Raw genomic sequence first — 21,844 nt, 5'->3', positions numbered from 1 at the left:
ATAAACCTGACAGATCTAAATCAAAGGCTTTATTTATTTTACAATAAGCCATTAGTTTTTCTAACAGCTTCAGCACTTTCATTCAACTTTGCTTTCTCAGCATCATCTAAGTCAATTTCTACTATCTTTTCAATTCCGTTTCTACCAATTATTGCAGGAACCCCAATTGAGATATCGCTCAACCCATATTCACCGTCCAATAGGCAAGAGCATGGGAACATTTTCTTAGAATCGTTAGCGATTGCATGAACCATTGCAGAAACAGCAGCACCTGGAGCATACCAAGCGGATGTTCCTAATAATTTGGTTAAAGTAGCTCCACCCACCTTAGTTTCCTCTTTTACATTTTCTAATTGCTCAGCAGAAATGAACTTGGAAACAGGAACGCTGTTTCTTGTTGCTAATCTAGTCAATGGAATCATCCCAGTATCGCTGTGTCCACCAATCACCATTCCATCAACATCAGATGCTGGGCATTCTAATGCTTCAGATAACCTATATTTGAATCGAGCAGAATCTAAAGCTCCTCCCATTCCGATTATTTTATTTTTAGGCAGACCAGTAGCCTTATGAGCTAAATAAGCCATAGTATCCATAGGATTGGAAACTACAATGATGGTTACATCAGGAGAGTTTTTAATTAAATTTTCTGCTACTTGCTTAACGATTCCAGCATTTGTTGAAATCAATTCTTCCCTTGTCATTCCCGGTTTTCTTGGAATTCCTGAAGTGATAACCGCTACATCACTACCAGCAGTTTTGCCGTAGTCATTAGTAACGCCAGTAATTTTTGTGTCAAAACCATTTAAAGATGCACATTGCATCAAGTCCATCGCTTTTCCTTCAGCAAATCCTTCTTTGATATCTACCAAAACTACTTCTTCCGCAAAATTTTTAATGGCAATGTACTCGGCACAACTTGCACCAACTGCACCTGCTCCTACTACTGTAACTTTCATTTTATTTATTTTATAAGTTAAACAATCTTGATTTCGCCCACAAAACTACAAAAAATAATGCTATTATATTGTCCTATTTCAAAGTGATTATGAGAATAAAGAAGCATTTGGGTGTTAAAAAAATCTAAATTCAGTTTCACATTTTTCCATATACATGACCCAAATCAAAAAAGCCGAAATTTGTTTTATAAGTTGAAAATAATCGAGCCACATAATCATTCTGTTGTTGAGTATATGATTCTAAAACCTTGGCCTTTATTTTTGGGTAATGATCAAAAATTTCAAATATATTTATTTGTGGAATCACATAAATTTGAGCTTTCTCTGATGCCACAACAGCATTATATATCCTTCTTGCATCTGGTATTAAGGCATTATCTCCAAACGATCTATTTCCATTCAGTATCCCTAAGCTTTCAAATCGATCTTGAATATCAATGGTTAATGAAATTTCTCCCTTTTGAATTAAGTAAAGGGCATGACTGGGATCATCCCTAAAGAAAACTACTTCATCTCTTTTGTATACTCTCATATGCATAAACGGTAAGAAATGCGACAGTTGCTCAAAGTTTAATTGCTCAAAAATTTTCACCTCCTTCAAGAACTGAAAAAGCACCATTTGTTTATGGTCATAAGTTTTCCTAAATGGATTTAGTATTTTCATAATATGTAATTCTTAATATTCTGCTGCTCGATTTTTCTACTTTAAACAGATCGGAAAATTTATAACCTACTACCCAAACAATTTCTTCATTGCATTTTAAAACGATTGTTTGCTGCTTCCGATGCAAGGGTACTTTTTGATCGATCAATATATCACTTATTTTTTTCTTCCCCTTCATTCCTAATGGCTGAATTTTATCGCCCTCATGCCAGATATCTATTTCAACTCTACCCTTTAATTTGTCATAATCAATAAACGCTACATTGGGCTTTTGATTAAAGTTTACTACTTGCTGATCTATAAACTCCCATGCTAGTAATCCGAAAGGTACTTCAACACTATCCTCCTTTAAATTTAACTCCCTAGGAAAAAAGGAATAGTAGTCTTCATTCTTTGCTCTAATTATAAAAATAAAATGGCGATCTACACTCAAAACATAATCCGAGCCAAACAATTGAGCCCCTACCCTACTAAAATCAAAAGACTGCAATTGCGTCAATCCAATTCCGTAGTCTGATAATAGTTCAGAAAGATAAACCAAAGCATTCTCGTTTTCTAATATGGACTTATCAATTTTTACGTTCTGTCCTTCATTTTCAAAATACTTATTCGATATCAAAGCCAATTTTTCTTTCCAGGCTGCCTCCGTTGCCCGCAAACGCACAGCTGTCTGCTGAAAACCGGCAACCATATTAGGATTTATAGATAGCAATTCAGGAATTATATGGTGTCTGATTCTATTGCGCGTGTAATGGTCAGAGTAGTTGGAGATATCCTCTCTCCATATAATTGAATTATCTTCGGCAAATTTTTGCAATTCTTCTTTTTCTGCAAAAAGCAATGGTCGCACTATATTGTCATGCAAAGGTAAAATGCTTCTGAGTCCACTTACGCCTGTCCCTCTGCTTAAATTCAAAAGAGCTGTTTCAAGTAAATCATTAGCATGATGGGCCGTTAGCAACTTGCTGAAGGAATACTCCTTTATTAATTCCTCGAACCAGCTGTAGCGTAATTTTCTCGCTTGTATTTGTGTAGAACCTACTTTCTTGATTTCAACTTTCTTAACAAAGACCCTAACCCCTAAAATCTTTGCCAAGTTTCTAACAAACTGCTCATCCAATTCAGAATCATTTCCTCTCAGCTGAAAATTCATGTGAGCTAAAGAGAATTGAAAGTTATTTAGTTTTAAAAGATGGGATAAAACCACTGAATCGAGTCCACCGCTAATGGCCAACAATAAATGTTCGTCCTTTTTGAAAAGTCTTTCCCTTTTAATAAAATCTAAAAATGATTCGCTTAACATATTTCTTTATGAAATTACTTAGATTTGCACAGAATTTGCTAACAAAAAGCAATCAAAAGTAAATTTATGAACTTCCATCGAATTATAGTCCTTTGTTTCTTTCTAATCTTATCCTTGAGTGCTAATGCGCAAAAAAACGGTGTTAAATACGGATCAGAAGGCTATCAAGAATTTATAAATAAAGGTAAAGATAGTTTCACTCGCTTAGTAAAAAATGTATGGTTTGATATTGAAAAAGAGAATGTTAAGATCAGTGGAGATTCTGCCCTATATTATGACAAGCAAGGAATCATGATTGTTTTTGGAGATGTAGTGGTCACCAAAAATGACACTATTGACATCACCTCCAGAAGATTAAACTACTACATTGATGAAAACAAAGCAGAATTAAGAAATAATGTGGTTTACGATGATGGAGATATGCGCATGACCACCAATTATCTAGATTATTACATGAATACGGAGGATGGCCACTTCTTTAATGGTGGTAAGTTGGTAGATGATGAGACTACATTAATAGCCAGAGAGGGTTATGTAGTAAATGCGGAAGATTTAATAAAATTCTACAAGGACGTTGACTTAACTAATCCTGAATATCAGTTATTGACAGACACCCTATTTTATCACAGAACAACCAAAATTGCAACGACATTTGGAGCCACTAAAACCATTCTGCAAAATGGAGAAGTAGTAGATGCCGAGAAGGGTGGTAAATTCTATACCGATAAAAAAAATGCACAATACTCTTCTGGGAAAATCACGACAGAATCTTATGAAATATTTGGTGACGAGCTATATTTTGATGATTTGACTCAAGAATCAAAAGCGAAAGGGAATGTACGGGTCATTTCAGAGGAAAATGACATTATTATCTTGGGAGATGAAGCCGCCACAAAAAAAGAGAAGGGGATTACAAAAATCTGGGGAAATCCAGTACTGAAGCAAGCGGTAGAAAATGACACTCTTTACCTGACTGCAGACACGCTAATTTCCATAGATTCAGAATTTGATTCACTCAGCAGGTTATTGGCTTACAATAATGTAAAAATCTATAAATCAGATTTACAAGGAGTATCAGATTCAATGGCTTATATGATGCAGGATTCTATGATATTCTTCTATCACGATCCAATTCTATGGAGTGAAGGCAATCAAATTGTTGCGGACACAGTTTTTATGGAAATTAAAAATGGGAAAGTGGATAAGTTGAATATGCGCAATAAAGCCTTTTCAATAAATCAAGATACCGTGCAAAATTTCAATCAAATAAAAGGCAGAAATATGACTGCCTACATGAAGAATGATGAAATTGATAGAATTCTTGTGGAAGGCAACGGTGAGAGCATCTATTTTGCAGTAGATGAAGAAACATTAGACCTTATCGGAATGAACAAAGTTCTATGTAGTTCGATGAGGATACAATTCCTTAATGGAGAAATGAATGATATTACTTTTTATAAAGATCCAGAAGGGCAATTTATCCCACCTCATGAAATTGAAGAACCTGAAACGAGGTTAAAAGATTTTGAATGGAAAATTGAAAAAAAACCTAATATAATTGACGTTTTAGGCAAATATGCACCTGTTCAAAAACAAAATACACAAGAGGGAAATCCAGCGCTTCCTAAGGAAACTAAGCTAAAAACTGAAAATTAAAACGTGGCTAACGTACACATGATTTATTTATTATGAGACAATTCCATTTTTTTAAAAAAAACATTAGAAATTACAAGAAATAAATCCTATTTTTACTAGTCAAACTTTTAGAGCCAAATGAAAATATTTTTTACCATAATTCTATCATTTATTGTTACCATCTCAGCATGGTCACAAGATATAATGGTAAAGAATTTGGATAAAGAAATAATTACTGGCTTTCAAAAAACAAACACGAAGACTTTTAAAATACAAAACTTCACTAATCTTAAAAAGTCCATTAAGATTAAACAAAGCATTGAAAATATTCAAGGAGGAAGCACTTTACTCATTTGTCACGAAGAGAATTGCAGCGACAATAATGAATCTTTAATCATTAACATTGCTCCCAATAGCATATCTTCAGAAATAAAACTTATACTAAACGGAGGATTGTCAAATTTAAATATCATTGCTTATTTGGAATTTGTCGATTTAGAAGTAGACAATATTGTAAAAAAAGAACTAGCTATTAAAGTAACAGAGAACAAGCCAAAAGATGTCTTTTTTGAAAAAGGAGATTTAATTGTAAATAGCTTTTTCCCTAACCCAGCAGTTAAAAATGCAATCATGGAATACAGCATCAATCCCAATGAAACAGAAGTTAAAATAACTCTTCAAAACGTACTTGGAAGCATAGTGGATACCTATGAGTTGAGCCCAGACGAAAATAAATTAAACATCAGTACTGAAAATTTCAACCCTGGCGTTTATTTTTATACACTTTCCATAAAAGATGAAGGTTTAGCAACAAGGAAATTAATTGTAAAAAAATAAGCTTTTATCCAATCAAATCAATTTTGCTTCGTTAGCAATAAAAAATTGCTCATTCCACAAAACAAATGTATATTTGCACCCTTATGCGAAATTCGTACAAAAACCTATTTATTTTAATTCTTCTAGCAACTGTAATTTCATCTTGTAGTGATTTTAGAAAATTGCAAAAAAGTGACGATTGGGAGAAGAAATATGAAGCCGCCATTAGATATTATGAGGAGGGCGAATATTATAGAGCCAATGTTCTTCTGGAGCAGATATTACCTATTATTAAAGGGTCAGAAAAGGCTGAGATTGCAAACTTCTATTATGGCTATACCTACTACTACCAAGAACAATACCTTTTAGCATCACATTATTTTAAAACATTTTACGATACTTTTAACAGGAGTCAATTTGCTGAAGAGGCCAGGTTCATGTTTGGATATTCATTATTTCAAGACTCACCACGTTACAATTTGGATCAAGCAAGTTCAAAGGAAGCTATTACTGCGCTTCAAGGATTTATTAATCTTTATCCCAATTCCGAGTTTGTTCGGAAAGCAGATGCTGCTTTAGGACAGTTGAGGTCCAAATTGGAACGAAAAGCGTATGAAAAGGCTTTATTGTATTATGATTTGAAAAAATTCATGACTGGTGAATATCTGAAAGCTGCATTAGTTGCTTTTGATAACTTTCAGGATGATTTTCCAGGTTCAACCTATACAGAAGAAATTCAATATCTAGAAATAGAGGCAATGTATAATTTAGCAGAGGTAAGTATTTATTCTCTGAGAAAAGAACGTTATCAAGAAGCTATAGACTTCTACGAGATATTCATTGACACCTACGATGAAAGTAAATATTTAAAAAAAGCAGAAAAAATCTACGAAGACTGCTTAGAACAAGTTAGAAAATTAAATTCATAAATTAATATGGCAAATCCATCAATTACAACTAGAGACACAGAGGAGCTTGTAAAAGATACTGATAATATCTATCAAACTGTTGTAGTGGCTTCAAAAAGAGCTCGACAAATTTCAAGTAATGTGAAAGAAGAATTGAGCAATAAACTTGCTGAATTTGCTTCTACCGTAGATAATCTTGAAGAGATTTTTGAAAACAGAGAGCAAATTGAAATCTCTAAATTCTATGAAAGAATGCCTAAGCCTACAATTATGGCTATGGAAGAATTCTTAGAAGGTAAAGTATATTACCGAAAGAGAGAAGAAGAAGAGGAGAAATAAACTTGGTAAATGCTCCAAGGTAAAAAAATAATTTTAGGAATAACGGGTAGCATTGCAGCATACAAAACTGCAATGTTGACCCGTTTATTGGTTAAAGCGGGGGCTGAAGTTCAGATTATCATGACTGATGACGCAACTGAATTCATCACTCCTTTGACTTTAAGTACTTTAAGTCAAAAGCCTGTTCTATCCAAGTTTGTCAAATCAGAGTCTGGAGAATGGAACAATCATGTTGAATTGGGTTTATGGGCTGACTTATTATTAATCGCACCTGCTTCCGCCAATACCATTGCAAAATGTGCAAACGGAATTTGCGATAATCTACTATTGGCAACCTACCTGTCTGCGAAATGTCCTATTGCCTTTGCTCCTGCAATGGATTTGGATATGTACAAACACCCATCTACATCTGAGAACCTTAGAAAACTTGAATCTTTTGGTAACATTGTAATTCAAGCCGCATCTGGTGAGTTGGCAAGTGGTCTTGAAGGCCAAGGTAGAATGCAAGAACCTGAATATCTAGTGAAGAAAATAGAAAAAATTCTGGACGTAAAAAAAAAGTTTAAGGGCAAAAAGGTTATCATAACAGCAGGACCAACTCAAGAAGCTATTGATCCTGTCAGATTTATTGGTAATCATTCTTCAGGAAAAATGGGTTATGCCATAGCTAAATCTTTTTTGAATGCAGGCGCTCATGTTAACTTAATTTCAGGCCCCTCGTCCTTACATCCACCTTCAGCGTTATCTACTTACTCTAAAATACAGACTGCACAAGAAATGTACGCAGAAGTTGACAAACACTATGATACAGCAGACATTATAATTTTTGCTGCAGCAGTAGCGGATTATCGACCAAAATCAGTTGCCAAAGAAAAAATAAAAAAGCAGTCGGAGGCTATGACAATTGAAATGGAAAAAACCATTGATATAGCCAAAACTCTAGGTGCAAGGAAGAAAAAAAATCAGCTAAATATAGGTTTTGCTTTAGAAACTGAAAATGAAGAAGAAAATGCATTAAATAAATTGAAGAATAAAAACTTCGATTTGATCGTTCTTAATAGTATGCGGGACAAAAATGCAACATTTGGTCATAACACTAATAAAATTAAAATTTTTGGCGCCAAGGGTTTAGTAGCTGAAACAGAACTTCTAGACAAATCTGAAGTCGCTGAAATAATTGTAAACCAAATACATAAATTGAGCATCGAGAATGAATAAACTAGCCCTAGTACTCTTTATTTCAATTTTCAATATCAGCTGCTTAATCGCTCAAGATTTATATTTTCAAGTAAAGGTAGATGCCTCAACTGCAAATACCTCCGAAACTCGAATCTTTACGAATATGGAAAATTCATTTAGTCAATTCCTAAATGAAACAAAATGGATGCAGGAAGATATTGAGCTATTTGAAAGAATCAAAGGAGTAATGGCTATAAATATTACTGGAATCCCAAGAACGGGTAGGTTTGAGGCTCGAATGCAAATACAATCTGTCCGGCCAGTTTACAATAGCAATTATGAATCAATCATGATTAATATAGCTGATAGAAACCTAAACTTTGATTTTACGGAGTCTCAGCCTTTACTTTATTCTCAAAACAGCTTTAATGATAACTTGGTGAGTATTTTGGCTTTCTATGCCAATTTTCTGTTAGGAATGGATTTTGACAGTTTTTCTGAATTAGGTGGACAAGAATACTATGATGAAGCCTTAAACATAGCTAGATCAGCTAATCAACAGGGATTTAAGCCGGGTTGGGAACAGTTCGGAAATATTGAAAGTAAATATTCCTTAATTCAATCCGCCTTAAATTCACAACTAGAACCGGTACGCAAAAGCCTGTATCTGTATTACAGAAAAGGTTTAGATTTAATGGAAGAAGATCCTGAAGCAGCAAGAAAGTCAATTATAGAGGCATTGGAAAATATTCAAAAATCCAATAAACTAAACCCCAATTCACCATTTATAACACTAATAATTCAGACTAGAGCAGATGAGATTGTACAAATTTTCACAGAGGGTGATTTAGCACTTAGAAGAAAAGCTTATGAAATTATGAGAGAATTAGCTCCTGCTAATTCGGAACGTTACGAAGTAATGATTGAATAAAAGATCATATTTCATATTCATAGTATAGGATAAAGAATCTTTAAAAATTTATTGAATACTGCGATCGAAAGAATTTACTATCCGCAATTTTTAAGTAAATTAGCCCTGCGATAAAACTAAATCCTAATATGCTTCAGAAGCTTTTGATTAAAAATTACGCCTTAATTCAAGAACTTAATATCAACCCATCAGCTAAGCTAAATACTATTACTGGAGAAACAGGTGCTGGAAAGTCGATCATGTTAGGTGCAGTAGGATTACTCATCGGGAAAAGAGCTGATACTAAAGTATTATACTCGGAAGACTCAAAGTGTGTAGTTGAGGGCATTTTTGACATCTCCCAATATAATCTTTACCCATTTTTTGAAGCGGAAGACCTAGACTATGATAAAGAATGTGTTATCCGAAGGGAAATAAGTGCGAGTGGAAAATCAAGAGCATTTATTAACGACACCCCTGTAACGCTGGATATCCTCAAGAACTTAGGAAATAACCTGATGGATGTTCATTCACAACACGAAACATTGTTGATTGGGGATCAAGACTTTCAATTAAAAATCATTGACGCATATGCTGGAACAATAGGAAGTCTTAAAACTTATAAGACATTATTTAATACCTATACAAAGGCAAGAAAAAACCTTCAGGCCTTTCAGGAAAATTCTGCCCAAATGCAGCAGGAAAAGGATTTTAATCAATTTCTTTTTGACGAGTTGGATAAAGCACAATTAAAATCAAATGAGCAGGAAGAACTAGAGGAGAAATTAGAAATATTAGAAAACGGTGAACTGATAAAGTTAAAACTTTCAGAAGCCTATCAACTCCTAGATGGACAGGAATTTGCTGCTGTTCATAATTTACATCAAGCCAGCGAAAGTCTGAAAGCTATTCAAGCATATGGAAAAGATTTTCAAGAATTATCGGAAAGACTAAACAGTAGCTTTATAGAAATCCAGGACATTGCAAAAGAACTTGAAATCACAGCAAATGAGTTTGAACATCAGCCTGAGGAATTAAGTCAAACACAAGAGCGACTTAGCCTAATTTATTCATTGCAACAAAAACATCATGTTGACTCAATTGCTGAGTTAATTAAAATAAAAACTGAATTAGAGGAGAAATTGCTAGCGGTAGAAGATATTGAGGGCAGTGAAACAAAACTGCAAAAAGCCATGGATCAAGCTTTTTCAGAAATGGATCAAAAGGCTAAAGAAATTAGTAAGCAGAGGGTAAATCACTTTGAAAAACTCGAAATAGAGTTACAATCGCTTCTCGCTGGACTAGGAATGGAAGACGCTATTGTTAAAATCGATAATCAATCTAAAGCGCATGATAAAAGTGGCGTGGATGACATAAAAATCTTATTTACTGCCAATAAGGGTGTTGCACCTCAAAATCTAAAAAATGTTGCTTCAGGAGGTGAATTTTCCAGGCTAATGTTTGCCATAAAATATATTATGGCTGATAAGATAGCAATGCCCACTATAATTTTTGATGAAATCGACACGGGTATATCAGGTGAAGTTGCTATTAAAATGGTGAATATGATGCAGAAAATGGCAGAAAACCATCAGGTAATTACTATTAGTCATTTACCTCAGATAGCAGCAAAAGGACATCAACATTACTTTGTTTATAAAGATAATACGGCTGAAAAATCAGTTAGCAAAATTAAGCTATTAGATGAAAGTGAACGCTCTCTTGAAATAGCCAAGATGATTGGCGGAGAAAATCCTAGTGAATCGGCTATTCAAAGTGCTAAAGAGTTATTGGCTATCTAAAATTACGACACTAGCAAATTACATCCTCTAATATCTGAATTATCAAACCTGCCCAGGACCTTGAATTTACCATCTTCTTGTACCAAGCCTACATCTTGAGTTTCTATAAATGCGCAGCTGTCGATATTGGCTAAATCGATCACATTTAAGCCCCCGCTTCTTTTGTCATGAAATTTAATATCGAAAGGATCATTAACTTCTCGAACCATAATTTTCATACTATGACTTGGTTCAAAAACACCATTTCCCTTACTATAACTTTGTGAAAGAAGCTCAGTCATACCATATTCTGAATGTATTTTAGTGACTTTTAATCCAGTACATAAAATTCTGTGGAGTTCTTCTCTGGTGATTTCTTTTCTTCTCCCTTTCATCCCTCCTGTTTCCATGACAATGCAATCAGAAAAATCCACTTCATAATTCTCTGCTATATCCAACAATGCAAAGCTAACTCCCCAAACAATAATCCTTTTACCATTATTAAGATCTTTTAGTGCCGCTACTTTTTTAACTAATTCATCTATGTTATTCAAATAAAATCCTGATTCAGGTGATTTTGTTTTTTTTATAAAATCATCCACCATAGCCACCAGTGAAGATCCTTCTCTTTCTAAATAAGCTGGTAAAAGAGCCAAAATGATGAAATCCTCCAGTTTACCATATTCATTTTCGAAAATATTCTCTGCATGAATTAAATAATGATCCAACTCTTTGACATAATGTTTACTGCTAATTCCAGATCCAGTTCCGCTACTTTCAAAAATTGCCTCAAAATCATTGGACGCATCGGCATTAGTTATAACCTTATGCTTTTTAAAAAAATCTATAGGTAAATATGGGATCGAAGATAAATCTTTTACGGATTGGGCTTCAATATTTAGAGCTTGAATATATTTTTTATAAACTAAATTGTATTTACTTTGATAGTGAAATAGATTTAAAGCAAAATCTTGAAAATTTTTAACGTTCAAGGCATCAAATTGCTTTAAAAAGCGTTCTCTTTCTGACATTTGTAAAATTATTATGCAATACAATATTAAAAATAAGGCACGTCATCTCATATTTAATTCTAGTATTATTATTGGATTTTTAACAATCCTTACAGCCTGCCCTACTCCACCAGAATTCGAAGATGTTCCCAGTATTGAATATGAAGACGTTCAGTTCAGTATTATTACTGACACCTCCGCAAGCGGTCAACCTCTAAACCAAGACGTTATCAGCGTATCTCTTTCTTTTGAAGATGGTGACGGTGACTTAGGGTTAAGAAATAGCGAAAATGAACCTCCGTACCATCAATTTGATATCCCTCTGAATGAAGAGAGAGAACTGATTTTCTTTGGGAGCTCGCCAGAGTTGCCACCATTTAATTATTATGACTATAATATATTTAGAGACTCCATAATTGTGAATAACACATTACTCGTAAATGACACTGTTTTGGTTCGGTTTAATGAACGCCATTTCAATATATATGTGGCCTTTTTTGTAAAACGTCCAGGAAATAGTGATTTTGAACAATTTGAGTGGGAATCTGAACCTGGTTTTTATCAATCCTTTCATGGTAGATTCCCTATTCTTAATACTGAGAATTATGATCGTCCACTAAATGGATCATTGACTTATGAAATCAAAAGCGTTGGTTTTAGGGCTACATTTCGCGATTACCCCATGTACTTGGAAGTTTACATTCTAGATAGAGCAGGAAATAGAAGTAATATTATTCAAACGGAAACTTTTCAATTGATAAATAGAGATTAATATTTCCGAATAATGAAATTGTAAAGGCACTACTTTATAGTAGTGCCTTTTTGTTTGAAACTTGTACCACTTCAATTTCCAATCTTCATTTTCATTTTGGTCTTAGTTTCACTTTTCTCTTCTTTAGATGCTGCCGTGGAAATGCTATTTAAATTCGGAATAGGCTTATTTCCCGCCTTACTGCTTTTCACGTAGTACTTTTTCGCCTGAGGCAGTAGTTTATTCAAATCTTTCACTCGCGTATCACTACTTGGGTGCGTACTTAGAAATTCTGGTGGAGATCCACCAGATAAAGCCTTCATCCTTTTCCAAAATTCAGGAGCTTCAGCAGGATCATATCCCGCTAACGCCATAAACTTCAATCCTAATTCATCTGCTTCAGACTCATGTAATCTACTGAATGGCAAGAGCGCTCCAACAGTGCTCACTCCGGTATAAGCCGTCATAGCCAGTGCTTGCGTTTGCTCTGGCTGTTCTCGAAGTGCTACACTTAAAGCCATTCCTCCCGCCTGCTGTGCCAATGCTTGAGTCATTCGCTCACCGCCATGCTTAGCTACAGCGTGTGCAACTTCATGTCCCATAACGACAGCAATACCTGCTTCATCCTGACAGACTGGTAAGATCCCCTCATAAAAAGCAACTTTCCCTCCTGGCATACACCACGCATTTACCACATTTTCAGCAATCAAGTTAAACTCCCATTTAAAGCCTTCAGTGGCATCACCCAAATTATTCTCTTTGAGATATTGCTCCACGGCATCTTTAATTCGGTTACCTACCGTTTTAACCATTTCAACCTGAGCAGAATTTGAAGAAATTCTACTTTCTTTCATCACCTGATCATAAGAACTAAAACTGGAAGAATTCAATTGACTATTGGGAATGGCATTGAATTGTTTTCTATCTGTAAGTGGTACTTTTTTACAAGCAAATAGTACTACCACTAAAAGAATCAGAGAAAATATCTTTTTCATATTCATGTTTTTTGATAAACGAATTATAAAATTACATTTTTAAATCCTTTAAATACCATCTAAAAGATTTCTTTCATAATTTAACGAAACTTTCATTTTTATAGTTAAAAGAAGTCATATTTTTGCATAAATTTCCCACGAATGAAGATATTGGCTATTGGCAGAAATTATGGTGACCACATTAAAGAGCTTAAGAATGAGCGACCTGACGAGCCCGTAATTTTCACTAAACCCGACACTGCCATTCTTAAAAACAATGAGCCTTTTTATTATCCTTCTTACAGCCGTGATATTCATCATGAGCTAGAGTTAATTATAAGAATCTGCAAAGAAGGAAAATTTATCAGAGAAGAGCACGCCTCCAAATATTACGATAAAATTGGATTAGGTATTGATTTTACAGCTCGGGACTTGCAATCAAAAGCAAAAGAAAAAGGCCTACCTTGGGCAATTGCTAAAGGATTTAACGGATCTGCACCTATTTCAGCTTGGCTCAACAAAGATCAATTTGAAAATCATCAAAACATCAATTTTTCATTAAAAGTAAACGGGCAAATAAAACAAGAAGGAAATTCCTCGTTAATGCTATTTTCAATTGATTATATCATTGCCTATTTATCACAATTTTTCACATTAAAAACTGGTGATATCATTTTTACGGGTACACCAAAAGGTGTGGGTCCTATTTCAATTGGAGATCAGTTGGAAGGTTTTATAGAAAATCAAAAATTATTGGATTTTGAAATTAAATAACTCACTTACTACACTTCTAATATCTTTACTTAGCTTTCCAATTTCGGTTTTAGCTCAAAATTCTGATCCCTATACTTTTCCCATTCGTCCTAACAAAACCAATTTCTTGTCAGGCACCATGGGTGAGTTGAGATCTTCCCATTTTCATGCTGGCATTGATATCAAAACAGGCGGTATGATTGGAGAAGCTGTTCATGCCACAAAAAGAGGATACATTACTCGTATTAAAGTTTCCACCTCTGGATATGGAAATGCATTATACATGCTCCATCCAGATGGAAATACATCTGTATATGCACATCTAAATGAATTCGCTACTGAAATACAGAGTTATGTTAAAAGTGAACAGTATAAACAACAGACATTTGAAATAGAGTTATTTCCGGAACCTTACCAATTTGCTTTTAAGAGTCAAGAAGTAATAGGGATTTCGGGAAACACAGGGGGGTCTTTAGGTCCACATCTTCATTTTGAAATTAGGGATAAGCAGCAAAGAGTTTTAAACCCACTCCATTACGGTTTTGATGAAATAAAAGATAATATCCCTCCAATTGTCCAAGGTTTTGCAATTCGTCCAATGACAATTTCTTCTAGAATTTCAAATCAATTTGAAAGAAAGGAAATTCCATTAAAGAGAAATGGATTCAATTATAAGGCAGAAGACACCATCTCAGCCATTGGCGAAATTGGATTAGAATTATGGGGTCATGATAAATTGAATGGCTCCGCAAATAAAAATGGAATTAGTATTATTGAAGTATTTGTCAACGGGGAAAGGCACTTTAAACAAGATATAGATGTAATGAGCTTTAGTTTGCAAAGGCATATACTTGTGCACTACCCTTATGATGTAAAACAAACTAAGGGTGGTACTTTTCATAAACTTTATGTAGATGACGGAAACAAACTAAAATTCTATGACACCAAAAGTGAAAATGGAGCTTTAACAATAGAACAAGGTAAGGTATATGATATTAATATCTATATGTATGATCCTTATCAGAATAAAAGTAATTTAAGTTTAACAATAATAGGAGAAGATCAAGACCTATTTCTAAATGAAAATATTCCCTATGATATTGACGGTTTAGATTATAGAATTGAAAATGAAGTACTAAAGGTCTTTACTCAATCAAGTTGCGAAGGAGAGAAGGAAGAACTGAATTTAAATTTTGAAGGCAGAATTGAGAGCATCTTACCTGCTTACTATTCAAAAAATACAGTAGTGTACCTATGGCACCTAAAGAACGGAATTCCAAAATCAATCCTCAATTGTGAAAAGGGAATGAACCTTCCAGAAATAACTGAAATAATTCCAGGCGAGAGTAAAGAGGTAGAATTAAATAATATGAAGATTTCATTCAGTTCATATTCGCTATTTGACAGTTTATATTTACAAACTTTATATGAAATCAAGACTTCAGATTCCCTAGAAATATTTTCATTAGAACCCACATCAGTCCCTTTAAAAAGCACCATAGAAATTGAATTAACCCCACAAAAAGTATACGCTGATCAAAAACACACTCACATATATAAGACCGATGATTCTGGTAACTTTTCTTTTGAGGGTGGAGAATGGAATAATGGGAAAATAGATTTCAACACTAGGGAATTGGCAGACTATACACTTTTAACCGACAGTATTTCACCATTCATAGAAGCCAAAAATAATCTTAACTTTGTAATCAATGATGAGCTCTCCGGAATTAAATCATTTGAAGCTCGATTGGATGGTGAATGGGTCTTGCTAAAGTATGAACCTAAAGATAATTTGATTTGGGTAGATTGGCTCAATAAAGAAATGAAAAGATCCGGTGAGTTTAGTTTAATTGTAACTGACAATGCCGGAAACAAAGCAGAATATCTCACTAAACTATAAATTATATGGATTTGAATATAGGCGATAACGCACCAGATTTTAACGCAAAAGATCAGGACGGTAATGAAATCAAATTAAGTGATTTCAAAGGAAAAAAGGTAGTACTTTATTTTTACCCAAAAGACAATACACCGGGTTGTACGGCTCAAGCTTGTAACCTAAGAGATAACTATGAAGATCTTCAAAAGCAAGGATACGTTGTTTTGGGTGTAAGTCAGGATTCAGAAAAATCTCATAAGAAATTTATCGAAAAGCAAAGTTTACCTTTTCCATTAATAGCAGATGAAGATCATACGGTTCATAAGCTGTTTGGAACGTGGGGTGAGAAAAAAATGTACGGAAAAACCTATATGGGGACATTACGCACGACATTTGTTATCGATGCGGATGGAAAAATCGAAGACATAATTCAAAAAGTTAAAACGAAAGAACATACAGCACAAATTTTAAATTCATAATCAATGGCAAGTCAGGCAAACATTCAAGAGCTGGAAAAAATAGCTTCTCAAGTTAGGAGAGATATCGTAAGGATGGTACACGCGGTAAATTCCGGCCATCCGGGAGGCTCTTTAGGATGCACAGATTTTTTTGTAGCACTATATTTCCACATTTTAAAACATAATATCCAATTCAACATGGATGCTAAAAATGAAGATTTATTCTTCTTATCAAATGGGCATATTTCCCCTGTTTGGTATAGTGTTTTAGCGAGAAGTGGCTATTTCGAAACGGAAGAATTAAATACTTTTAGAAAAATAGATAGTCGTTTGCAAGGTCACCCAACACCCGAAGAAAACCTACCAGGCATAAGAATTGCTTCTGGATCTTTAGGACAAGGATTGTCTGCAGCTCTCGGGGCCGCACAAACCAAAAAGCTCAACAAAGAGGATAATTTGGTGTATGTATTGATGGGTGATGGGGAATTACAAGAAGGCCAAATTTGGGAGGCTGCCATGTATGGTGCTCATCACAAGATAGACAATGTTATCGCTACTGTCGATTACAATGGGCAGCAAATAGATGGTCCAATCGCTGAAGTGATGGACTTGCAAGACCTAAAAGCCAAATGGCAAGCATTTGGATGGGAAGTGATTGAAAGCAATGGAAATGACATGGCTGAAATCATCAAATCACTAGAACATGCTAAAAGTTTGACAGGAAAAGGAAAGCCAGTTTTAAATCTTATGAAAACTGAAATGGGTTTTGGTGTCGATTTTATGGTAGGTACGCATAAATGGCATGGTGTAGCTCCAAATGATGAGCAATTAGCAGATGCTTTATCTCAATTGGAAGAAACATTAGGCGATTATTAAACTACAATAATTAGCGTCAAGAAGATCTCTTGGCGCTTATCTAAATTCAATGAAGTGTAAAGTAATCATATCATTTCTCATTCTGTTTTTTGCGATGCTTGATGCAAAATCGCAAAGAGTAGAGCAAAGCATTCCTGAAAAAACAAGAATACTGTTTTTGTTTGATGCATCAGGAAGTATGCTTGCCCAATGGGGAAATGAATTAAGAATTGACGCGGCAAAAAGAGTTTTAACAGATCTTGTTGATTCATTGAGAGTAAATGATAAAATTGAACTCGCTCTAAGACCTTATGGTCATTTAACTCCAGCCAAAGAAAGAAATTGTAAGGATACTAAGTTGGAAATCCCATTTGCCCCAAATAATAATGATCGGATAATAGAACGCTTAAAGTACATATACCCAAGAGGAACCACTCCTATAGCATATTCCTTAGAGCAATCAGCCAATGACTTTCCTCAAGATAAAAATTACAGAAATATAATTATCATTATCACAGATGGCATAGAATCGTGTGATGGTGATCCTTGTGCCGTATCCTTGTCTTTACAGAAAAAAGATATTTTCTTAAGACCTTTTGTAATAGGCCTAGGAATGGAAGAGCAGTTTGCATCAGAATTTGATTGTATGGGTGAGTATTTCAATGCCAAAAATATCAATGCCTTCCAGTCCGTTTTAAATGGTATTTTAAGTCAATCATTAAGTAAAACCACAGCAAGTGTGGAACTATTGGATCAAAATGGAAGAAAGGTTGAAAAAGATGTCAATGTTTCTTTCATTAATACTTTTACAGGTATATCAGAATTTGATTTTATCCATTTTAGAGATCGAAATGGAAGACCAGATACGGTAGAAGTTGACCCAGTGTTGAGCTACGATGTGGTAGTAAATACGTTGCCGCCAGTAGTTAAAAAGAATGTATTTTTGAAAGGAGGAACTCACAACGTCATTGAAATAAAAACCCCACAAGGTAGCTTGAAAATTAATCAAGAGAATACAAGCGAGTATGACAAGAAGGTGCAAGTATTGATCCGAAAATCTTCAAAGTCTGAAATTATCAATACCCAATCTGTGCGAACAGAGGAAAAATATTTAATCGGAAATTACGATATAGAGATTTTAACTTTACCTCGTATAAAAATAAATAATATTGAACTACAGCAAGGTAAAACACGAAATATAGATATCCCTTCCCCTGGTCGAGTAAATATTAGCTACAGCAGTAGCGGTAAAGGAAGTTTGTATTCCATAGATGAAAACGGAAGACAGACCTGGATTAAAAAATTAGATTTAGGGGGCGGACAGTCAAGTTTTGGAATACAGCCCGGCAAGTATAAATACGTTTATCGCTCCGATAGAGCTATGGGTAGTAAGTACACCCAAATAAAAGAATTTAATGTCCGGTCAGGACAAACCATAAATATCAAAATTTACTAATTAGAGCAAAATGGCAGAAACTAAATTTACATTTACAGAAAAAAAAGATACCCGCTCAGGTTTTGGAGATGGTCTTTTGGAAGCAGGCAGAAAAAATGATCAAGTGGTAGGATTATGTGCTGATTTGATCGGCTCTCTAAAGATGGGGGCTTTCCAAAAGGAGTTTCCAGAAAGGTTTTTCCAAACTGGTATTGCCGAAGCAAATATGATGGGTTTAGCTGCTGGAATGACAATTGGAGGAAAGATTCCTTTCACTGGAACATTTGCCAATTTTTCGACTGGGAGAGTTTATGACCAAATACGTCAGTCCATTGCCTATTCTGAAAAGAATGTAAAAATTTGTGCCTCTCATGCTGGTGTTACCCTTGGAGAAGATGGTGCAACTCATCAAATACTAGAAGACATTGGAATGATGAGAATGTTGCCAAATATGACAGTTATAAATCCTTGTGATTATAACCAAACTAAAGCAGCTACATTGGCTATTACAGACCACCATGGTCCCGTGTATTTAAGATTTGGAAGACCAAAAGTGCCTGTCTTTACTTCTGAAAATCAAAACTTTGAAATTGGTAAAGCAATCAATATGATAGAAGGTTCAGACGTAACTATCTTTGCAACAGGACATTTGGTTTGGGAAGCAATTGAAGCAGAGGCAGTTTTAAGAGAAAAAGGGATTAGTGTGGAATTAATTAATATCCATACCATCAAACCAATAGATCAGGAAGCGATACTGAAATCAGTAGCAAAAACTGGATGTGTGGTAACAGCTGAAGAACATCAAAGAAATGGTGGTTTAGGTGATGCAGTTGCTCAAGTCCTAGCACAAAACGCTCCTAGCCCACAAGAATATGTGGCCGTAGATGATCAATTTGGGGAAAGTGGAAAGCCTGATGAATTGATGAAGAAATATGGATTGGACGCTGACCACATTGTCGCTGCTGTTGAAAAAGTGATTAAAAGAAAATAATTTAACTTACAAAATGGTCTCAAAAGTTAGATTATCCATTTGACTTTTGAGACTACTTTTTAATCTATGTTGATCCGAATCGTTAAAATGACCTTCCAATTGGACAAAATTGATGATTTTATTCAAATATTTGAACAAAATAAAGAGGCTATTCGAAACCAAATAGGTTGTTTGCATTTAGAATTATGGCAAGATAAGAATCAACCCCACATTTTTAGAACATACAGCTTATGGAAAAATGAAGAGTGTTTAAATAAGTATAGAGACTCTGAGACCTTTGGTAATGTATGGCCAGCTACTAAGGCACTATTCGCTGAAAAACCAGAAGCAAGTTCCCATATTCAGCGCTATGAGCTAAAATAGATTACTTTTTCCGTTCAATAGTGTATTTTACCAAGTCCATGAGTGATTGGCGATATTCAGAGTCAGGGAAGTCCTTAATTATATTCATTGCGTCAAGATAATAGTTTTGCATTACCTCTTCTGCATATGCTATTCCATTTTTTCCTCTGACAAACTCCACAACAGTTTTAACAGTGGAGTTCTTTTCACTCTTATTCTTGATCAATTTGATGATTTGCTTTTTCTCAGACTTGTCAGCATTGTTTAAAGCATAAATCAACGGTAAAGTCATTTTCTTTTCCTTAATATCAATTCCAAGAGGTTTACCTATTTCATTTGTTCCATAGTCAAATAAATCATCTTTGATCTGAAAAGCCATACCCACTTTTTCTCCAAAAAGCTTCATTTTACTACTGATTTCATCATCTTTATTAACAGATCGGCTTCCTACTGCACAACAGGAAGCAATTAAAGAAGCTGTCTTCTGTTTGATGATATCATAATATATTTCTTCCGTTATATTTAATTTTCTTGCCTTTTCAATTTGCAACAACTCCCCTTCGCTCATTTCACGTACCGCTTCAGAAACAATTTTTAGTAAATCGAAATCTTCGTTATCAATTGACAGGAGAAGACCTCTGGAAAGTAAATAATCACCAACCAATATAGCGATCTTGTTTTTCCATAACGCATTGATTGAGAAAAACCCCCTCCTATAATTTGCATCATCAACAACATCATCATGGACCAATGTGGCAGTATGTAATAATTCAATCAAAGCCGCACCTCGGTAGGTCGCTTCATTGATCTGGCCGTGAATTCCTGCAGAAAGAAATACAAACATCGGGCGCATCTGCTTACCCTTTCTTTTCACAATATAGCCCATGATCTTATCAAGCAAGTAAACCTTACTTTTCATGAATTGGCGGAATTTTATTTCAAATTCTGCCATTTCCTTGGCTATTGGTGTTTGTATTTCTTTAATTTTACTCCCCATCCGTGTGCAATATTACTACCAAATGAATACCTAAACAATGCAAATAAACAAAATGATTGAAGAAAATATAATTATTACAAGTACGGTACATACTAGGCCTATTACGGCTGATATAAAATACCTTCCAACTAAGACAAAGAAACCGTTAATCCTTTTTGTTCACGGTTTTAAAGGCTTTAAGGACTGGGGTGTTTTTAATTTGATGGCCACCGAATTTGCAAAACTTGGATTTATCTTTATGAAAATAAATCTTAGTCATAATGGAACCACACCAGAAAACTTAAAAGATTTTGCTGATTTAGAAGCATTTGGTCATAATAATTTCACAATTGAATTAGATGATTTAAAAGATAGTATTGATTATCTATTCTCTTCTAGAAGTATTATCCCTGCTCATGAAATCGAATTGGAAGACCTGAACTTAATGGGTCATAGCAGAGGAGGTGGTTTAGTACTACTTAAGGCAAGTGAGGACGAAAGAATTAAAAAAGTAGTTACATTAGCTGCAATCAGTGATTTAAGCAAAAGATGGCCTCAGTCATTTCTCGATGAGTGGAGAGCAAAGGGGGTACAATACATTGAAAACAAAAGAACCAATCAGATGATGCCCTTGTATGTACAACTATATGATGATGTTTTAAACAATCCAGACAGACTTTCTATACCTGGAAGCATAAAAGACATGAAACAACCATTATTAGCATTCCATGGTACTGATGACGAGACACTTCCTGTTGAAATGGCCTATCAGATAAAGAAGTGGAAGCCAGATACAGAATTAGTTATCATGGAGTCTGAGAACCACGTTTTTGGAGCCACTCATCCTTGGGATAAAAGTACTTTACCCAATAATTATACTTCGATAATAGAGAAAACAAGAGAATTCTTAAAATAACAATGGA

At 34.7% G+C, this 21,844-nt stretch carries 22 protein-coding genes; 16 read left to right on the top strand and 6 right to left on the bottom strand.

The genetic code is table 11. The annotated features are described in order from the left end of the window. Positions 1-38: 38 nt before the first annotated feature. The 3 genes from mdh to tilS form a co-directional block, all read right to left on the bottom strand. The gene (mdh, locus tag AAC601_RS11805) at positions 39-959 is read right to left on the bottom strand and encodes a malate dehydrogenase (RefSeq protein ID WP_340153363.1); all 921 of its coding nucleotides are present in this window, start codon (positions 957-959) and stop codon (positions 39-41) included. Between the two features lie 136 nt (positions 960-1,095). Further along, complete coding sequence (locus tag AAC601_RS11800; protein WP_303269754.1) at positions 1,096-1,623, bottom strand: cyclic nucleotide-binding domain-containing protein; 528 nt, start codon at positions 1,621-1,623, stop codon at positions 1,096-1,098. After that, positions 1,601-2,926 (bottom strand): tRNA lysidine(34) synthetase TilS, encoded by a 1,326-nt coding sequence (gene tilS, locus AAC601_RS11795; protein ID WP_303269757.1) that lies wholly within the window; start codon positions 2,924-2,926, stop codon positions 1,601-1,603. Before tilS ends, AAC601_RS11800 begins: the two co-directional genes overlap by 23 nt. Positions 2,927-2,992: 66 nt before the next feature. Between tilS and AAC601_RS11790 the strand changes: the two genes are divergently transcribed. From AAC601_RS11790 to recN, 7 genes are all read left to right on the top strand, one after another. Further along, complete coding sequence (locus AAC601_RS11790) at positions 2,993-4,582, top strand: OstA-like protein (protein WP_303269759.1); 1,590 nt, start codon at positions 2,993-2,995, stop codon at positions 4,580-4,582. Between the two features lie 117 nt (positions 4,583-4,699). Next, positions 4,700-5,398 (top strand): T9SS type A sorting domain-containing protein, encoded by a 699-nt coding sequence (locus AAC601_RS11785; RefSeq protein WP_303269760.1) that lies wholly within the window; start codon positions 4,700-4,702, stop codon positions 5,396-5,398. A gap of 83 nt (positions 5,399-5,481) precedes the next feature. Next, complete coding sequence (bamD, locus tag AAC601_RS11780; protein ID WP_303269761.1) at positions 5,482-6,306, top strand: outer membrane protein assembly factor BamD; 825 nt, start codon at positions 5,482-5,484, stop codon at positions 6,304-6,306. 6 nt (positions 6,307-6,312) lie between these two features. Then, a complete protein-coding gene (gene rpoZ, locus AAC601_RS11775; RefSeq protein WP_303269762.1) occupies positions 6,313-6,624 on the top strand; it encodes a DNA-directed RNA polymerase subunit omega in 312 nt (103 codons plus the stop codon). Between the two features lie 9 nt (positions 6,625-6,633). Beyond that, entirely contained in the window at positions 6,634-7,842 is a 1,209-nt protein-coding gene (coaBC, locus tag AAC601_RS11770) for a bifunctional phosphopantothenoylcysteine decarboxylase/phosphopantothenate--cysteine ligase CoaBC (RefSeq protein WP_340153362.1), read from the top strand. Beyond that, the gene (locus AAC601_RS11765; RefSeq protein WP_303269764.1) at positions 7,835-8,734 is read left to right on the top strand and encodes a DUF4835 family protein; all 900 of its coding nucleotides are present in this window, start codon (positions 7,835-7,837) and stop codon (positions 8,732-8,734) included. Before coaBC ends, AAC601_RS11765 begins: the two co-directional genes overlap by 8 nt. A gap of 128 nt (positions 8,735-8,862) precedes the next feature. Then, a complete protein-coding gene (gene recN / locus AAC601_RS11760; RefSeq protein ID WP_340153361.1) occupies positions 8,863-10,515 on the top strand; it encodes a DNA repair protein RecN in 1,653 nt (550 codons plus the stop codon). Positions 10,516-10,517: 2 nt separating this feature from the next. On the opposite strand, the gene AAC601_RS11755 is transcribed toward recN, so the two are convergent. After that, the gene (locus tag AAC601_RS11755) at positions 10,518-11,525 is read right to left on the bottom strand and encodes an acyl transferase (protein WP_303269767.1); all 1,008 of its coding nucleotides are present in this window, start codon (positions 11,523-11,525) and stop codon (positions 10,518-10,520) included. Positions 11,526-11,538: 13 nt separating this feature from the next. Here AAC601_RS11755 and AAC601_RS11750 point away from each other — a divergent pair, with 13 nt between their 5' ends. After that, entirely contained in the window at positions 11,539-12,276 is a 738-nt protein-coding gene (locus AAC601_RS11750; RefSeq protein ID WP_303269769.1) for a hypothetical protein, read from the top strand. Between the two features lie 71 nt (positions 12,277-12,347). On the opposite strand, the gene AAC601_RS11745 is transcribed toward AAC601_RS11750, so the two are convergent. Further along, a complete protein-coding gene (locus AAC601_RS11745) occupies positions 12,348-13,250 on the bottom strand; it encodes a M48 family metallopeptidase (protein WP_303269770.1) in 903 nt (300 codons plus the stop codon). Between the two features lie 141 nt (positions 13,251-13,391). Between AAC601_RS11745 and AAC601_RS11740 the strand changes: the two genes are divergently transcribed. The 7 genes from AAC601_RS11740 (at position 13,392) to AAC601_RS11710 (ending at position 19,966) form a co-directional block, all read left to right on the top strand. After that, on the top strand, positions 13,392-14,003 hold the full coding sequence (locus AAC601_RS11740) for a fumarylacetoacetate hydrolase family protein (RefSeq protein WP_303269771.1): 612 nt from the start codon (positions 13,392-13,394) through the stop codon (positions 14,001-14,003). After that, complete coding sequence (locus tag AAC601_RS11735; protein ID WP_340153360.1) at positions 13,990-15,885, top strand: M23 family metallopeptidase; 1,896 nt, start codon at positions 13,990-13,992, stop codon at positions 15,883-15,885. The genes AAC601_RS11740 and AAC601_RS11735 overlap by 14 nt, the downstream gene beginning before the upstream one ends. A 5-nt stretch (positions 15,886-15,890) precedes the next feature. After that, the gene (gene bcp / locus AAC601_RS11730) at positions 15,891-16,343 is read left to right on the top strand and encodes a thioredoxin-dependent thiol peroxidase (RefSeq protein WP_303269774.1); all 453 of its coding nucleotides are present in this window, start codon (positions 15,891-15,893) and stop codon (positions 16,341-16,343) included. Between the two features lie 3 nt (positions 16,344-16,346). After that, complete coding sequence (locus AAC601_RS11725) at positions 16,347-17,198, top strand: transketolase (protein ID WP_340153359.1); 852 nt, start codon at positions 16,347-16,349, stop codon at positions 17,196-17,198. 49 nt (positions 17,199-17,247) lie between these two features. Next, on the top strand, positions 17,248-18,633 hold the full coding sequence (locus AAC601_RS11720) for a VWA domain-containing protein (protein ID WP_303269776.1): 1,386 nt from the start codon (positions 17,248-17,250) through the stop codon (positions 18,631-18,633). Between the two features lie 10 nt (positions 18,634-18,643). Beyond that, positions 18,644-19,603, top strand: a complete 960-nt coding sequence (locus AAC601_RS11715) for a transketolase family protein (RefSeq protein ID WP_303269777.1) — start codon at positions 18,644-18,646, stop codon at positions 19,601-19,603. A gap of 66 nt (positions 19,604-19,669) precedes the next feature. Further along, positions 19,670-19,966, top strand: a complete 297-nt coding sequence (locus AAC601_RS11710; RefSeq protein ID WP_303269779.1) for a putative quinol monooxygenase — start codon at positions 19,670-19,672, stop codon at positions 19,964-19,966. 1 nt (position 19,967) lies between these two features. On the opposite strand, the gene AAC601_RS11705 is transcribed toward AAC601_RS11710, so the two are convergent. After that, on the bottom strand, positions 19,968-20,942 hold the full coding sequence (locus tag AAC601_RS11705) for a polyprenyl synthetase family protein (protein ID WP_303269781.1): 975 nt from the start codon (positions 20,940-20,942) through the stop codon (positions 19,968-19,970). A gap of 37 nt (positions 20,943-20,979) precedes the next feature. Between AAC601_RS11705 and AAC601_RS11700 the strand changes: the two genes are divergently transcribed. Next, positions 20,980-21,837 carry a prolyl oligopeptidase family serine peptidase gene (locus tag AAC601_RS11700; protein WP_303269782.1) on the top strand — a complete coding sequence of 286 codons (858 nt, stop codon included), beginning with the start codon at positions 20,980-20,982 and terminating at the stop codon, positions 21,835-21,837. Positions 21,838-21,844: the final 7 nt, after the last annotated feature.

Source organism: uncultured Marivirga sp., assembly GCF_963974845.1.
GTDB classification, from domain to species: domain Bacteria; phylum Bacteroidota; class Bacteroidia; order Cytophagales; family Cyclobacteriaceae; genus Marivirga; species Marivirga harenae.
The sequence above is the reverse complement of the archived record's forward strand: the minus strand, read 5'-3'. Positions and strand labels throughout refer to the sequence as shown.

What these genes read in the sequence shown, in the direction of transcription:
- mdh (WP_340153363.1), bottom strand. Translation starts at nt 959, where the DNA reads ATGAAAGTTACAGTAGTAGGAGCAGGTGCAGTTGGTGCAAGTTGTGCC.
- AAC601_RS11800 (WP_303269754.1), bottom strand. Translation starts at nt 1,623, where the DNA reads ATGAAAATACTAAATCCATTTAGGAAAACTTATGACCATAAACAAATG.
- tilS (WP_303269757.1), bottom strand. Translation starts at nt 2,926, where the DNA reads ATGTTAAGCGAATCATTTTTAGATTTTATTAAAAGGGAAAGACTTTTC.
- AAC601_RS11790 (WP_303269759.1), top strand. Translation starts at nt 2,993, where the DNA reads ATGAACTTCCATCGAATTATAGTCCTTTGTTTCTTTCTAATCTTATCC.
- AAC601_RS11785 (WP_303269760.1), top strand. Translation starts at nt 4,700, where the DNA reads ATGAAAATATTTTTTACCATAATTCTATCATTTATTGTTACCATCTCA.
- bamD (WP_303269761.1), top strand. Translation starts at nt 5,482, where the DNA reads ATGCGAAATTCGTACAAAAACCTATTTATTTTAATTCTTCTAGCAACT.
- rpoZ (WP_303269762.1), top strand. Translation starts at nt 6,313, where the DNA reads ATGGCAAATCCATCAATTACAACTAGAGACACAGAGGAGCTTGTAAAA.
- coaBC (WP_340153362.1), top strand. Translation starts at nt 6,634, where the DNA reads ATGCTCCAAGGTAAAAAAATAATTTTAGGAATAACGGGTAGCATTGCA.
- AAC601_RS11765 (WP_303269764.1), top strand. Translation starts at nt 7,835, where the DNA reads ATGAATAAACTAGCCCTAGTACTCTTTATTTCAATTTTCAATATCAGC.
- recN (WP_340153361.1), top strand. Translation starts at nt 8,863, where the DNA reads ATGCTTCAGAAGCTTTTGATTAAAAATTACGCCTTAATTCAAGAACTT.
- AAC601_RS11755 (WP_303269767.1), bottom strand. Translation starts at nt 11,525, where the DNA reads ATGTCAGAAAGAGAACGCTTTTTAAAGCAATTTGATGCCTTGAACGTT.
- AAC601_RS11750 (WP_303269769.1), top strand. Translation starts at nt 11,539, where the DNA reads ATGCAATACAATATTAAAAATAAGGCACGTCATCTCATATTTAATTCT.
- AAC601_RS11745 (WP_303269770.1), bottom strand. Translation starts at nt 13,250, where the DNA reads ATGAAAAAGATATTTTCTCTGATTCTTTTAGTGGTAGTACTATTTGCT.
- AAC601_RS11740 (WP_303269771.1), top strand. Translation starts at nt 13,392, where the DNA reads ATGAAGATATTGGCTATTGGCAGAAATTATGGTGACCACATTAAAGAG.
- bcp (WP_303269774.1), top strand. Translation starts at nt 15,891, where the DNA reads ATGGATTTGAATATAGGCGATAACGCACCAGATTTTAACGCAAAAGAT.
- AAC601_RS11725 (WP_340153359.1), top strand. Translation starts at nt 16,347, where the DNA reads ATGGCAAGTCAGGCAAACATTCAAGAGCTGGAAAAAATAGCTTCTCAA.
- AAC601_RS11720 (WP_303269776.1), top strand. Translation starts at nt 17,248, where the DNA reads ATGAAGTGTAAAGTAATCATATCATTTCTCATTCTGTTTTTTGCGATG.
- AAC601_RS11715 (WP_303269777.1), top strand. Translation starts at nt 18,644, where the DNA reads ATGGCAGAAACTAAATTTACATTTACAGAAAAAAAAGATACCCGCTCA.
- AAC601_RS11710 (WP_303269779.1), top strand. Translation starts at nt 19,670, where the DNA reads ATGTTGATCCGAATCGTTAAAATGACCTTCCAATTGGACAAAATTGAT.
- AAC601_RS11705 (WP_303269781.1), bottom strand. Translation starts at nt 20,942, where the DNA reads ATGGGGAGTAAAATTAAAGAAATACAAACACCAATAGCCAAGGAAATG.
- AAC601_RS11700 (WP_303269782.1), top strand. Translation starts at nt 20,980, where the DNA reads ATGCAAATAAACAAAATGATTGAAGAAAATATAATTATTACAAGTACG.